Here is a 13,444-nt window from a genome sequence, read left to right as displayed (position 1 = left end):
GATCAAGGGGTTCAACAAGCTGGAGCTGGTCGTGAACAACGTCCAGTTCAAGGACGGCGAACCCTTGACCGATCAGTCAGACAGGACTGCCGCCTGACCGGCCATACACAGAATTTGACAATAACTCCATCCAGCATCCACTTCGGCTTGGATAGCATATGCAGCAAATTGGCTAAATTAGGCTGCATCGGTCGTCTAAAATTGCGTACATCCCACTCCCGGTTTCCATATATGGCACTGTCTGTCGTGATCACGATGGCTTCAAAACCCGCCTGTCGGCAACGCTCAACGAGAGAGCGCACAAAAGCCCGGTCACGATAGAAGTAGATCTGCATCCATGCAGATAACCCTTCCAGTGCTGTGATGTCCTCCAGTGCGGTTGTCGATACATTGCTTAGCACAAAAGGGATATCTCGGCTGCGGGCAGCGCTCGCCAGCTTGATATCTCCATGTTTCGTCAGCATGCCATTGAACCCGGTGGGGCCAATCACCATAGGCAGGCTATACCGCTTTCCCAGCAGTGACGTGGCTAAGTCCCGAGGGCCGATTTTGGTCAGGCTCTTGGGTTTAAAGAGGTATTGGTCGAAGACTTCCCTGTTATGGCGCAGTGTGTGCTCGTCGTCACTGCCGCCATGCAGGTACTCGAATACAAAATTGGGAAGGCGCTTTTTGGCGATAAGCTCTAAGTCTGAAATGTTGAGAGCTTTTTTATGGTTATAGCCTGAGTAGCGCTGACGCTTCATGGTCGCTCCTGAAGGGGTATCACTATTGATCCGCAACTAAAGTATAGGCTCGGGAGGCTTTCGCTTCTTTTGCCATACTACCATACTAGTCATATCAGTCGTGGTAGCAATTCGTCACAGACTCTCATTTACGGATTTAGGTGTTATGCATGCGACCCTACAAAAGCTATGGCAGGAAACCCGTGACAGTGACCCGGTACGCCAGCGCTTGTACCAAGTATTAAGACAGTCGATTATTCAGATGGTGTTGGCGCCTGGTCGGGCGCTATCCGAAAAAGAGATTGCCGATACCTTTTCGGTTAGCCGCCAGCCTGTACGGGAGGCATTTATTCGGCTTTCGGAGGCTGGGCTGGTTGAGGTAAAGCCCCAACGTGGCACCTACGTTGTCAAGATTTCACAGCAGGCGGTACTTGAGGCCCGCTTCGTCCGTGAAGCGATTGAAGTTGCAATAGTGAAGTTAGCAGCCAAAAAAGGCATCGAGCCTAGCGTGCTCAAAGAGCTGCATGACTTACTTGAGCGCCAGCGCCGCTGTCTTGAACCCCACGATTACGACCGCTTCTATCATCTTGATGAAGCTTTTCACCGCACGCTGTCACTCGGTGTAAGGCAGCAGGCTGCCTGGAAAGTCATTGAAGAGGTAAGGGCCCAATTGGATCGTGTGCGCTATCTCAGCGTCCCGCATAGCACTCCTCTGGAGCGGCTTGTCGATCAGCACAACCATATTATCGCGGCCATTGAGGCACGTGATGTCAAGCGTGCTGAAGAAGCAATGATGCTTCATTTACGTGAAGTTCTCGTCTCCATGCCTGACTTGATCCGCCGTTTCCCAGATATGTTCGATGTACAAGACAATCCAGTAATGCAAGAGGCGATCCAATGAAAATTGAGCATGCCTATACCATTGTTACGTCACCGGGACGTAATTTCGTCACGTTGAAAATTGTTACTGACCAAGGTGTCTATGGAGTTGGCGATGCGACACTGAATGGCCGTGAGATGGCCGTTGTGGCGTATTTGGAAGAGCATGTCATTCCAATGTTAATTGGTCGTGACCCCCAGCGCATCGAGGATATCTGGCACTACCTGTACCGCGGCGCGTACTGGCGGCGTGGGCCTGTCACCATGAGCGCTATTGCTGCCGTTGATATGGCACTTTGGGATATCAAAGCAAAGCTTGCGGGGATGCCGCTGTACCAGCTTCTGGGTGGTAAAAGCCGAGAGCGCGTTATGGTGTATGGCCATGCAACCGGGCGTGATATTGAAGCGTGCCTGGATGAGGTTGCCCGCCATGTAAATGAGGGCTATAAGGCAGTACGCGTTCAAGCGGGTGTCCCGGGGATTGCCAGTATCTACGGTGTTGCCAAAAAAGAGGGGGAGCGCTACGAGCCAGCGGATTCCGACTTGCCTGCAGAGCATGTGTGGAGTACCAGCAAATATTTAAATCATGTACCGAAACTGTTTGCTGCGGTAAGAGAACGTTTCGGTGACGACTTGCACGTCCTCCACGATGTTCACCACCGTCTTACTCCCATTGAAGCTGCACGTTTAGGTAAGGAAGTAGAACCCTACAACTTGTTCTGGCTGGAGGATTGTGTGCCTGCCGAGAACCAGGAAGCCTTTGGCCTTATTCGCCAGCACACCACTACGCCGCTGGCAGTAGGCGAAGTATTTAACAGCCTCTTTGATGCCAAAACGCTGATTGAAAACCAGTGGATCGACTATATCCGCGCCACGTTGACCCATGCTGGCGGTATTACCCATGTGCGCCGTATTGCCGACCTGGCCGGTCTTTATCATGTGCGTACCGGTTTCCACGGGCCTACGGATCTTTCACCGGTTTGCCTGGGGGCCGCTATCCACTTCGACACCTGGGTACCCAACTTTGGTATTCAGGAGTATATGCCCCATACCAGCGCCACGGATGACGTATTCCCCCATGATTACCGTTTTGAAGATGGGCATTTCATTGTGGGTGAAAACCCCGGGCATGGCGTTGATATCGACGAGGACTTAGCCAAGCAGTACCCCTATAAGCGTGCCAGCCTGCCGGTCAACCGGTTGGAAGACGGCACCCTCTGGCACTGGTAAGGAGTTTTTCATCCATGAAAGCATTTCAGGTCAACGCACCCCATGACTACCGGGTTGCCGAAGTTGAAGAACCTACTGCCGGGGCGGGTGAAGTGCTGGTGCGCGTGGCGTTTGCCGGTATCTGTGGCTCCGACATGCATATCATCCACGGTGATAATGCCTTTGTGCGTTTCCCGCGCATCACCGGCCATGAATTCGCTGGCGTGATCGATGCGGTGGGCGAGGGCGTCACCGATGTGTCGGTAGGTGATCGCGTCTGTGTCGACCCTGTGATTAGCTGCGGTACCTGCTACCCCTGCCGGATCAATCGCCCCAACGTGTGCAGCGCCCTTGAGGTGATCGGTGTGCACCGCAATGGTGGCTTTGAAGAGTTTGTTTCCGTGCCGGTGGCGAACGTGCACAAGCTGCCTGAGCATATTGGACTGGACGCAGCCGCGCTGGTCGAGCCTTACACCATTGCTGCTAACGTGCTAGATCGCATGCGGCCGCACCCTGGTGACCGGCTCTTGATTCTGGGTGCGGGCGTGATCGGCATGACCATCCTGCAAATGGCCCGGGCTCTGGGCATTGAAGAGATCATCGTTACCGACGTGATCAATGAGCGCTTGACCGCCGCCAATGAGCTAGGGGCTACGCACGTTCTCAATAGCCGCGAGCAGGAAGTGGAAAAAGAAGTGATGGCGCTGACCCAAGGCGAAGGCGTACCTCTAATTGCCGATGCTGCCTGCGTGCCTGCACTGCTCCCGCAAATGCTGCGTTTGGCTTCTCCGGCTGGGCGTATTGGCTTATTAGGGTTTAGTGTTCAGCCAAGCGAGCTGGTACAGCTGGAAGTCATCAAGAAAGAGCTAACCCTTGTCGGCTCACGGCTCAATAATCGCAAGTTTCCGGAGGTGCTCAAGTTAATGGAGAACGGCAGGCTGGATCCGCTGGCGCTTGTCAGTCACCGGCTTCCGCTAAGCGATATGTCTAACGCCATTGATATGCTTGACCACCGTCCTGAAGAGGCCCGAAAAGTACTGATTAGCATCGGTGCTTAAGGGTATTCACGCCACCCCACGCATCATCAATAAACTACAAAACGAGTGTGCAGGAGAGAAAAATGATCAAGAAATTACTGTCCAGTGCTGTCCTTGGAGCTGCCATCCTCGGCAGTCATTCGCTCATGGCGGCGGATTTTACCTTACGCTTTGGCCACTTGGCTAATGAGCAAAACATTTGGCACCAGGCCGCCGAGAAGTTTAAAGAGGAAGTCGAGGCTAACTCTGATGGTCGTATTGAAGTACGCCTGTACCCTAGCGAGCAGCTAGGCAACGAAATGGACGTGATTAATAGTATCCAGCTAGGCACGGCGGATATGACCATCACGGGCGAAAGCTTACAAAACTGGGCACCTAAAGCGGCCATGATGGCTGTGCCTTATGCCTTCCGTGATTCCGAGCATTTACATGCCGCGGTGAACGGTGATATTGGCGCTAAGATTGAAGCTCAAATCACTGAGCGCACTAACTTGGTTCCTCTCGCCTGGTTTGAACGCGGCCCACGGGAGTTGACCTCCAACCGGCCTATCCGCCACCCGGATGACCTGGACGGATTACGCCTTCGTGTGCCGAACGTGCCGCTCTTCGTGGATACTTGGCAAGCCTTAGGGGCGCGTCCTACGCCGATGGCATTTAGCGAAGTATTCACAGCACTGCAGCAAAACACCATAGAAGGCCAAGAGAACCCGCTTAGCCTGATCGAAAGTGCCAGCTTTAATGAAGTGCAGGATTACGTCAACATGACGGGTCATGTGCGTAGCTGGATTTATGTAGTGATTGGGCGTAATCAGCTTGAAAATATGCCGGAAGAGCTGCAGCAAGTTGTCCGTGACGCTGCCCAGACGATGCAGGAGTATCAAGCCAATCTTTTTGTTGAAGATCAGGAACGCCTTGAGCAAGCACTCCAAGAGCGTGGCATGGAGTTCGTAGACGTCGAAGTTGCTGCGTTTGCCGAGAAGGCCCGTCCGGCTGTCCTAGAGGCTCTGACAGACGAGCAGCGTGAGCTTTTCGACGCTATTCAAGACTTATAAAGCGGCTGGTAATTAAAGATGGGCTGGCGATGAGTCAGCCCATCTTTTCACGACAAAAAAGCTTGCCCATGAGGATACGGTGATGAACTCGGATCAAGAAGCGCTTGAGCAATCAGCGTTGGAGCGTCTGGATTCAATGTCGACGGTGCCAAAGTTGCAGGGGCCGATTGGACGTGTAATTGGCTGGGTTGATACTTGCTTTCTGGAACTAGCCGTGACGGCCCTTGTCGCCATTGCCGCGACGGTGTTACTACAAATTAGTTCGCGGCTTTTTTTGCCCTTCTCGATTTCCTGGACCGAAGAGCTCTCGCGCTATCTATTTATTTATATGGTGGCGTTATCGGTCGGAGTCGTTTTACGCCAAAACCGTAATATTAGTGTTGAGCTTTTCCATCACTTGTTGGGGCCACTCATGAAGGCGGCTTTCCAAGTACTGATCTGTTTGCTAACAGGGGTATTTGCTTTCCTTGTTCTACCTTACGCATGGAAATATGCACAGAACGGCGCCTGGCAAACCTCCCCCACGCTTGGTATTCCCATGCTCTATATCTTTTTCTCAACGGTAGTCACCTTTGCACTACTCCTGGTTTATAGCTTACTAGGGTGTCTTGAGGGAATTATCGCTATGTGTCGCTCCTCTACCTCCCTACAGGAGTCGTAAGCATGGAAGTTATTATACTTTTTAGTGTTTTTCTAATTCTGCTAGCAGTGGGTATGCCCATCGCGTTTGCGTTAGGAATGGCGTCCCTGTCCTACCTTCTGCTGGAAGGTATTTCCCTGACGATTGTTCCACAGCGTATGTTTGCCGGTATCGATACTTTCGTACTGCTCTGTATTCCAGGCTTTGTACTCGCCGGTAACCTAATGAACGTGGGCAATATTACGGAACATATTGTGCGCTTCTCCAACGCTTTGCTAGGCCATATCCGGGGCGGGCTAGGCTTGGCTAACGTGGCGGGTTCGATGATTTTCGGCGGTATCTCTGGCACAGCGGTTGCCGACTCAGCCAGTATTGGTTCAGTGATGATTCCCGGTATGGCGCGCTCGGGCTATGACAAACCATTCGCGGCCGCCGTGACGGCGGCCTCGTCTACCGTAGGTCCGATTATCCCTCCCAGCGTACCGATGATTATTGCGGGTTCGCTGAGCGGTATTTCTGTAGGGCGGATGTTTTTGGCTGGGGCTATCCCTGGCTTACTGATGGGCGTCGCTATGATGGTGACGGTCTATATTTTGGCTGTTCGCCGTGGGTATCCAAAAGAGCAGCGAGTGCCGTTCATGCAACTGCTACGTGAAGCGAAGACGGCATTTTGGGCGCTGTTAATGACCGTGATTATTCTTTACGGCATTATCGGCGGCTTTTTTACCCCTACCGAGGCATCCATTGTTGCCTGCCTGTATGCGCTAGTGGTTGGTATGTATGTCTACAAGGGGTTGTCTTGGAAAAAGCTGCCAGCGATTTTGTCCGATACGGTGCTGACCTCCTCGGCGCTACTGCTGATGGTAGGTTTAGCGAATTTGTTTGGTTGGATTCTGACGAGCGAACAAATTCCTCAGATGATTGCCACGCTGATTCTCTCTATCAGCGACAATCCGCTGATTGTGCTGTTGATACTGAATCTTATCCTGCTGTTTGTTGGCGCGTTTATGGAAACCATTGCTGCGCTGATCATTCTTTTCCCTGCTTTGGTGGGAGTGGCCACCGGTGTCGGTGTTGATCCGGTCCATTTTGCGGTGATTGCGGTATTGAACTTGATGATCGGCCTTACCACGCCGCCGGTAGGAGTGTGCCTATTTGTAGTAGCAGGCATTGGTAAGTTACCCATGTTGACTGTCGCCAGGGCGATCGTGCCGTTCTTGCTCTGTAACCTGGCAGTCCTATTGCTGGTCACTTATGTACCCGCCATTTCACTTTGGTTGCCCAACTTGTTGATGGGGGAGTAATCGTTGATGACACCACAGCATATCGAAGCTAAGCCAGGAAGTGGTCGGATCGGAATTGTCCATCTGGGGTTAGGCGCTTTTCATCGCGCTCATCAGGCGGTGTATTTAGAGCGTTACCGCCAGCGTAGTGGCGATGTCGATTGGGGCGTATGTAGCGCCAACCTGCGTTCCAGCATTGGGTTGGTCGATGGTCTGGCGGCGGCAGGGTACCGTTATCATGTCGCGGAATACGCTAATAGCCAACACCTTGCGCTGCGTGAGATAGGAGTCATCGAAGAGGCACTCTTTACCGGCCGTGATAGCTCAGGCAACTGGGGGCGTGACAGGGAGGCGCTCCTTGAGCGAATGGCCTCCCCCGATACGCGTATCGTCACTTTGACTGTCACAGAAAAGGGGTACTTTCTAAACACTGCTAGCGGTGACTTAAGAAGTGACGACCCGATGATCGCTGGCGACATTGCCTCGCCCCAGCAACCGCGCACAGCGCCAGGGCTGCTGGTGGAAGCGTTAGCCCGGCGGCATGAGGCAGGCATTGCCCCTTTTACGGTGCTCTCTTGCGATAACATGCCCGACAATGGTAAACGCACCCGCCAAGCGGTGGTTCAACTGGCCGAGCATCGTGCCCCCGCGCTGGCCCGCTGGATTGCTAACGACGTTGCTTTTCCCTGCAGCATGGTAGATCGCATCGTTCCCGCTATGACAGACGCTGATTTTGAACGCTTGGCTGGGCTGAGTGTGAACGACGCAAATGCCGTGGTGTGCGAGGCGTTCTCCCAATGGGTGGTGGAAGACTGCTTTCCTATGGGAAGACCGAGCTGGGAAGCAGAGGGAGTCGAAATGGTCGCCGATGTGGCGCCTTTTGAAACCATGAAGCTGCGCATGTTGAACGGCAGTCATTCACTGCTTGCGTATCTTGGTGCGTTGGCAGGCATTGAAACGGTTTTTAACGGAGTTAACCAGCCTGACCTATGCGCTTTATTACGCCGTTACATGCTTGAAGAGGCGGCGTCGACACTCGACATGCCCGACGGGGTTGATTTGACCGGCTACGCCGACTCGTTACTCGAACGCTTTGGGAATGACAGCTTGCGGCACCGCTTGCAGCAAATTGCTATGGATGGCAGCCAGAAGCTACCCCAGCGGTGGTTAACCGGTACGCTGGCGCGGGCCAATGCCGGTCAAGCATCACCCTGTGTAGCGCTGGGCATGGCAGCGTGGATTCGTTATACCGCTGGCGAGGATTTGCTGGGGAATGGCTACACCGTCGATGACCCAATGGCTAAGCGCTTTGCTGAGCTGCACTGCAAGCATGGTTTAGATGCTGCTGCCCTGGTAACGGCGTTTTTAGCTATGGACGATATCGTACCTAGTGGTCTGGCCGCTGATAGCACCTTTACCAAGGCTGTTCATACCTTTTACCAAACACTGATACAAGATGGGCTTGCTGGGGCGCTGGCAGTGCTTGAGCGTAGCTGACAAAGGAGTTCGTTATGGAGCATACGTGGCGCTGGTTCGGCCCAAAGGATGCCATACGCCTAGCGGAAATTCGTCAGGCAGGCGCAACGGGAATCGTCACGGCTTTGCACGATGTGCCCAATGACCAAGTATGGCCGGTAGGCGCCATCCGTGAGCGTAAAGAGCTGATTGAAGCTGCCGGCTTGAGCTGGTCGGTAGTTGAGAGTGTGCCGGTGCATGAGGCCATTAAAAAGGGGGTGCCTGAACGCGATGCCCTGATCGACACATACTGTCAAACCCTTCGTAACCTAGCGGCTTGCGGTATCGATACGGTCTGTTACAACTTCATGCCGGTACTCGACTGGACGCGCACCGACCTAACCTATGCATTACCCGATGGTGCTTTGGCGCTGCGTTTTGATCAGGTCGCTTTTGCCGCGTTTGACCTATACCTGCTTCAACGCCCTGGTGCTGAAGAGGCGTATAGTGACGAGGAGAGAGAGCAAGCTGCCCGTTACTTGGAAGGGTTGGATGAGGCCGGACGGAATAAACTGGTTAATACGCTGATTGCCGGGCTTCCAGGGGCTGAAGAGCACTACACGCTGGAGCAGTTCCGTACCGTATTAGAAGCGTATACGGATATTGATGCCATGAAGCTTCGGGAGAACCTGGGGTATTTTTTAAAGGCCGTGATTCCGGTAGCGGAAGAGGTGGGCATCCGTATGGCTATCCATCCCGATGACCCGCCCCGCCCGTTGCTAGGTCTGCCGAGAGTTGTGTCCTGTGCCGATGACGTGGAGTGGATTCTGCAGTCGGTGCCAAGCGCGGCGAATGGCATTACCTTCTGCACTGGCTCCTATGGGGTACGCAAAGAGAACGATCTGGTGGCGATGGCGCGACGTTTCGCTAAGCATATCCATTTTGTGCATTTACGCGCTACTCAGCGGGAAGCTACGGACGAGCGTTCGTTTCATGAGGCGCCGCACCTGGCGGGCGATGTGGATATGGTGGCGGTCATTCACGCTTTGGTTGATGAAGAGCGTCGGCGCCAAAGGGAGGGTGGTGCGCGCTTACCGCTGCGCCCGGATCATGGGCACCACATCCTCGATGATCAGCAGCGCAATACGGCACCGGGCTATCCACTTTACGGGCGTATGCGCGGCTTGGCTGAACTGCGTGGCGTAGAGCTGGCGGTGCGACAGTTAACGGCTTGATTCCATTAGCTCCCCAATGACCGCTGGCAGCTCGTTGGCGTGGTGGATACCCACCGCGCCCTCGGGCGTGCTCTCCTCGTTGGGAAAGTGGTTGAGGTGGATAACCTGCATACCCGCTGCCAAGCCTGCTTCCACGCCCACCGCCGCATCATCAATGACAATGCAGTGCTGTGGGGGGAAGCCCATGGCAGCCGCTGCTTTACGGTACAACTCTGGGTCTGGCTTCCAGACATTGAGGGTGTAAGCGCTGAATAACTGGCCTTGAAAGTGGTTTTCCAGCTGTGTGCTTTCTAGCGCGCAGCGGATTTTTCGCTCAGGGCCGTTAGACACCACTGCTTTGGGGTAGCTCTTTAACTGCGCGAGCGCATCCGGTATGCCTGGGATGGCCATCAATTCGGCGCGCATGCGTGCTTCCATACGAGTCCGCATTCCTGCCTCAAGCTGGTTAAGCGCTTCCTCTGTTAACTTGTGGAAGCGATGCTCCAAAATGTGAACGATGGTATGGAAGCGCACGCCACGAAACTCCTCCATATACTGCTGTGACGAGAAGGGAAGGCCAAACTCAGGAAAGATCTCACCCATTACGTCAGCAAGAAGTATTTCGCTATCCACTAGGGTGCCTTCGCAGTCGAATAGAAGGCAGAAATGCGAGGGTGTGCTGTGGCCTGAACTCATTGATTTACCTCTTCGTTCACAAGGCTGATCGGCGGCTCACCCTGCAGTGCTAAACGGATATTATCGACCGCACGCTGGGCCATGGCGTCACGGGTTTCATGGGTGGCAGAGCCGATGTGAGGGAGGGCGACCACATTAGCCATGTGAGGCAGTGGCGATGAAGTGGAGAGTGGCTCCTGCTCAAAGACATCCAGGCCTGCGGCTTTGATCACCCCGTTTTCTAGGGCATTGATCAAGGCGCTTTCATCGACCACCTTGCCACGCGAAATATTGATAAAAATAGCGGTACGCTTCATCAGCGCGAACTGTTGGGCACCGATCAGTCGTTCAGTGTCGGCGGTCAATGGAACTGTCACGCAGACAAAATCAGCTTCGGCCAGTAATGCGTCCAGTTCACGGCGTTCAGCACTTAGCTCTCGTTCGACGTCGGGCTTGGGTGAAGCGTTGGAGTAGAAGACCTTCATATCAAAACCCAGAGCAGCGCGTCTAGCAACGGCTTGCCCTATGCGGCCAAAACCCACCATGCCCAGCGTTTTGCCGTGCACGTCGCTGCCATAGAGCGAAGGGCCAATACTGGCCTCCCACTGACCGGCTTTGACCCACTCTGCTAACTCAACGACCCGCCTTGCGGTGGCCATGATCAGTGTAAAGCCAGTATCAGCGGTGGTTTCGGTGAGTACATCGGGTGTATTGCACAGCATGATGCCGCGACGGGTCAGTTCATCGACAGGAATGTTGTCGTAACCCACCGATATAGTCGAGATGACTTCAAGCTTGGGCGCTGCATCCAGTAATTCGGGGGTAATCGCAAGGCCAGAACCGATAATGCCATGGACTTCTGCTAGGTGATGGCGATTTGTCGGAGTGTCCAGCGGCATCGCTTTAGATAGCTGGGTGACTTCAAATAGATGCTCAAGGGTGGCTAACTGAACGGCACTGAGTTGGCCATGCACGATCAGGCGTTTTTTCATTGTTATCTCCTTGGATAGTGTAAGTCGTTGGTATTAAAATTTTTGTTCTGCTTCTAACGCTTGAAGTCGTGAGCGGTGGGGTAGGCCTTCCATATCACCAATGACTTGAATGGCTTGCGCTCCAATGAGATTGCCACGTTGGGCGGCTTGGCGGGCCGAGCAACCGTCGAGCAGCGCGCTGATGACACCCACCGCGAAGCCATCGCCTGCGCCTACGGTGTCGACCACTTCCGCGACATGGCAGCCTTCAACGGTAAAGCTTTCCTCGTAGCCGGCTAGGGTGCCGCGGTAGTAGCTGCCTTCTGGCCCCAGCTTGATGATGACCGCTGAAGCGCCTTGATCCAGATAGTAACCTGCTATGTCGTAGGGCGTTTTCTGACCAGTAAGGAGTTGGCCTTCCGATAACCCGGGAAGCACCCAGTCAGCTAGTGAGACAAGTTCATTAAGCGTGTCGCGCATCTTCGTTTCACTGGGCCATAGGGAAGGGCGAAGGTTCGGATCAAAGGAGATCGTGGCTCCCCGAAGGTGCGCCTGCTCCATGATATGACGGGTTAGCTGGCAGGCGCTGTCTGAAAGGGCGGGTGTGATGCCGGTGGCATGGACATGCTGGAGTGCATCAAAATCTACGCCGTCGACATCGTTAGAAGAAAGATGGCTGGCGGCGCTGCCGCGTCTGAAATAGGTAACTTTGGGGTCGGCTCCTCCGCTGGCGCGCTCTTTGAATAGCAGGCCGGTAGGGTGCTGGGAGTCGGTATGGATATGTCGGCCATCGATACCTTCGGCTTCAAGTGCTTGGCGAATAAACTGACCAAAACCGTCATTGCCTACCCGGCTTAACCAACTGACATGGAAGCCCAACCGAGCAAGGCCAATCGCGACGTTATTATCCGCACCCGCCAAACGGCGCTGAAAATGCTCAATATCCGCCAGGGTTCCTGTGGTGTCTGCCACAAACATTGCCATGGCTTCGCCAAAAGTAAGTACGCTGGGTGAAGAAACAGAGTGTGTCATTAGTAGCCTCAAAACTTGTTTGATAGTGGCGGTGTCGTTATTAGGGGGACAAGTGAGCAGAGGGGCCTATCAACTGAGTGCTGCCCCGTGGAATAAGTACTGGCGGGTGATGGTGCCGCACTTCCTTCGCGGCCTTGGAAGGGAGGGTTTGATTGAGTAGGTAAGTGACTGCCGCGCTGCCGATTGCATCGGTTGGCTGGGCGAGAGTAGTGATGCCTGGGGGTACCAGTTCGCACCAGTCGAGCTCATCTATACCTATCAACCCTACCTCTCCCATGGCGATCTCTAAATGTTGAAAGCAGCGCGTCATGGCAAGCGTGGCATTGCCATTGGCACACAGCACGGCACAGGAGACCCCCCGGTTTTTTTGGATAAAGTCGCGCAGTGCCGGGGTCGTCTCTTGCTCGTCAAGGCTGGTTAATATGGCGCTATCCAGCCCTAACGAGGCACTTTGCTGTTGGTAGCGTTGCAGGCGCTCTTGACGGGCGCTGGCTTGCTCTGGGGCCTCACTAACGTAAAGCACGCAGCGATAGCCCTGATGGGATAGGTGGTTAAGTGCCATATCAATGGCAAGCGCATTATCAAGGCCAATCACCGGGGCGTTGATTTTGCCTACTTCACGGTCGATCAATACCAGCGGTAAACCACTGTGCATAATGGTCTGAAGTAGTTGTTGAGGTTGTCCCGCTGCGTTTACAACCAGCCCCTCTACCTGGTAGGCCGCCAGAGAAGCCAAATGGCGTTGCTCTAGGGCGGGGTCGTTATCCGTATTGCAGACAATCAGTGCATAGCCGTGTTTACGTGCCGCCACTTCGACACCGTGGACGATGGCCACGGAAAAGGGGTTACGTATATCGGCTACCAGCATGCCTAAAAGCCTGGAGCCGCCGCCTTTTAGCCCACGTGCGATTAAATTGGGCTGATAGTGGAGAGCATCAGCGGCCTGCTTGATGCGCGTTTGAAGGGCAGGCGAGAGTTTGTGGCGTTCCGGCCCAAAATAGCGGGAAACACTCGTTTTTGAGGTGTTCGCTACATTAGCGACTTCGATTAGCGTAGCGCGAGAAGTAGGCGGCATAGATGATTTGATGGCTCTTTTTACAATGGTAACGTTCCCATTTTGATTTTTACACTAATCACTCCTGGCAAGAAAGGCAATAGACCGAGTGAAGGATCCGCCAGCTCGCTGCCTGATGGGTATGGCTTGGCGAGCGTTAACGATACAAGCAGGGTAAACTACGCGGCTTTGATATTGCGCTCGTTGTGATCATTCAGGCC

12 protein-coding genes and 1 pseudogene are annotated in these 13,444 nt (G+C 54.0%); 8 read left to right on the top strand and 5 right to left on the bottom strand.

The genetic code is table 11. The features are described from left to right. Window positions 1-137: 137 nt before the first annotated feature. Window positions 138-743, bottom strand: a pseudogene (locus MHM37_RS12915) (alpha-hydroxy acid oxidase); the annotation flags it as partial. A gap of 145 nt (window positions 744-888) precedes the next feature. Between MHM37_RS12915 and MHM37_RS12910 the strand changes: the two are divergent. The 8 genes from MHM37_RS12910 (at window position 889) to uxuA (ending at window position 9,512) form a co-directional block, all read left to right on the top strand. Further along, a complete protein-coding gene (locus MHM37_RS12910; protein ID WP_239296901.1) occupies window positions 889-1,623 on the top strand; it encodes a GntR family transcriptional regulator in 735 nt (244 codons plus the stop codon). Continuing rightward, window positions 1,620-2,831 carry a D-mannonate dehydratase ManD gene (manD, locus tag MHM37_RS12905; protein ID WP_239296902.1) on the top strand — a complete coding sequence of 404 codons (1,212 nt, stop codon included), beginning with the start codon at window positions 1,620-1,622 and terminating at the stop codon, window positions 2,829-2,831. Before MHM37_RS12910 ends, manD begins: the two co-directional genes overlap by 4 nt. Before the next feature lie 14 nt (window positions 2,832-2,845). Beyond that, on the top strand, window positions 2,846-3,868 hold the full coding sequence (locus MHM37_RS12900; RefSeq protein ID WP_239296903.1) for a Zn-dependent oxidoreductase: 1,023 nt from the start codon (window positions 2,846-2,848) through the stop codon (window positions 3,866-3,868). 62 nt (window positions 3,869-3,930) lie between these two features. Next, window positions 3,931-4,899, top strand: coding sequence for a TRAP transporter substrate-binding protein (locus tag MHM37_RS12895; RefSeq protein ID WP_239296904.1), 969 nt, complete (start codon window positions 3,931-3,933; stop codon window positions 4,897-4,899). Between the two features lie 82 nt (window positions 4,900-4,981). Continuing rightward, window positions 4,982-5,560, top strand: coding sequence for a TRAP transporter small permease (locus MHM37_RS12890; RefSeq protein WP_239296906.1), 579 nt, complete (start codon window positions 4,982-4,984; stop codon window positions 5,558-5,560). A gap of 2 nt (window positions 5,561-5,562) precedes the next feature. Next, window positions 5,563-6,843 (top strand): TRAP transporter large permease, encoded by a 1,281-nt coding sequence (locus MHM37_RS12885; RefSeq protein ID WP_239296907.1) that lies wholly within the window; start codon window positions 5,563-5,565, stop codon window positions 6,841-6,843. 6 nt (window positions 6,844-6,849) lie between these two features. Further along, window positions 6,850-8,319, top strand: coding sequence for a mannitol dehydrogenase family protein (locus MHM37_RS12880; RefSeq protein WP_239296908.1), 1,470 nt, complete (start codon window positions 6,850-6,852; stop codon window positions 8,317-8,319). Window positions 8,320-8,333: 14 nt separating this feature from the next. Then, window positions 8,334-9,512, top strand: a complete 1,179-nt coding sequence (gene uxuA / locus MHM37_RS12875) for a mannonate dehydratase (protein WP_239296909.1) — start codon at window positions 8,334-8,336, stop codon at window positions 9,510-9,512. On the opposite strand, the gene MHM37_RS12870 is transcribed toward uxuA, so the two are convergent. Genes MHM37_RS12870 through MHM37_RS12855 form a run of 4 tightly spaced genes read right to left on the bottom strand, consistent with a single transcriptional unit; the run spans window position 9,501 to window position 13,244 of the window. Then, window positions 9,501-10,187, bottom strand: coding sequence for an HAD-IA family hydrolase (locus MHM37_RS12870; RefSeq protein ID WP_239296910.1), 687 nt, complete (start codon window positions 10,185-10,187; stop codon window positions 9,501-9,503). The genes uxuA and MHM37_RS12870 overlap by 12 nt on opposite strands. Then, complete coding sequence (locus MHM37_RS12865) at window positions 10,184-11,158, bottom strand: D-glycerate dehydrogenase (protein ID WP_239296911.1); 975 nt, start codon at window positions 11,156-11,158, stop codon at window positions 10,184-10,186. Before MHM37_RS12865 ends, MHM37_RS12870 begins: the two co-directional genes overlap by 4 nt. Before the next feature lie 33 nt (window positions 11,159-11,191). Then, window positions 11,192-12,169 carry a sugar kinase gene (locus MHM37_RS12860; protein ID WP_139527069.1) on the bottom strand — a complete coding sequence of 326 codons (978 nt, stop codon included), beginning with the start codon at window positions 12,167-12,169 and terminating at the stop codon, window positions 11,192-11,194. A gap of 40 nt (window positions 12,170-12,209) precedes the next feature. Beyond that, entirely contained in the window at window positions 12,210-13,244 is a 1,035-nt protein-coding gene (locus tag MHM37_RS12855; protein WP_239296912.1) for a substrate-binding domain-containing protein, read from the bottom strand. Window positions 13,245-13,444: the final 200 nt, after the last annotated feature.

This window comes from Halomonas sp. MMH1-48, assembly GCF_022348105.1.
Lineage (GTDB): Bacteria > Pseudomonadota > Gammaproteobacteria > Pseudomonadales > Halomonadaceae > Vreelandella > Vreelandella piezotolerans.
Note: the sequence above shows the minus strand (reverse complement) of the source record. Positions and strands in the feature narration are given on the sequence as shown.

Excerpts from the sequence above, each read along its gene's own strand:
- MHM37_RS12910 (WP_239296901.1), top strand. The coding sequence starts at position 889 with ATGCATGCGACCCTACAAAAGCTATGGCAGGAAACCCGTGACAGTGAC.
- manD (WP_239296902.1), top strand. The coding sequence starts at position 1,620 with ATGAAAATTGAGCATGCCTATACCATTGTTACGTCACCGGGACGTAAT.
- MHM37_RS12900 (WP_239296903.1), top strand. The coding sequence starts at position 2,846 with ATGAAAGCATTTCAGGTCAACGCACCCCATGACTACCGGGTTGCCGAA.
- MHM37_RS12895 (WP_239296904.1), top strand. The coding sequence starts at position 3,931 with ATGATCAAGAAATTACTGTCCAGTGCTGTCCTTGGAGCTGCCATCCTC.
- MHM37_RS12890 (WP_239296906.1), top strand. The coding sequence starts at position 4,982 with ATGAACTCGGATCAAGAAGCGCTTGAGCAATCAGCGTTGGAGCGTCTG.
- MHM37_RS12885 (WP_239296907.1), top strand. The coding sequence starts at position 5,563 with ATGGAAGTTATTATACTTTTTAGTGTTTTTCTAATTCTGCTAGCAGTG.
- MHM37_RS12880 (WP_239296908.1), top strand. The coding sequence starts at position 6,850 with ATGACACCACAGCATATCGAAGCTAAGCCAGGAAGTGGTCGGATCGGA.
- uxuA (WP_239296909.1), top strand. The coding sequence starts at position 8,334 with ATGGAGCATACGTGGCGCTGGTTCGGCCCAAAGGATGCCATACGCCTA.
- MHM37_RS12870 (WP_239296910.1), bottom strand. The coding sequence starts at position 10,187 with ATGAGTTCAGGCCACAGCACACCCTCGCATTTCTGCCTTCTATTCGAC.
- MHM37_RS12865 (WP_239296911.1), bottom strand. The coding sequence starts at position 11,158 with ATGAAAAAACGCCTGATCGTGCATGGCCAACTCAGTGCCGTTCAGTTA.
- MHM37_RS12860 (WP_139527069.1), bottom strand. The coding sequence starts at position 12,169 with ATGACACACTCTGTTTCTTCACCCAGCGTACTTACTTTTGGCGAAGCC.
- MHM37_RS12855 (WP_239296912.1), bottom strand. The coding sequence starts at position 13,244 with ATGCCGCCTACTTCTCGCGCTACGCTAATCGAAGTCGCTAATGTAGCG.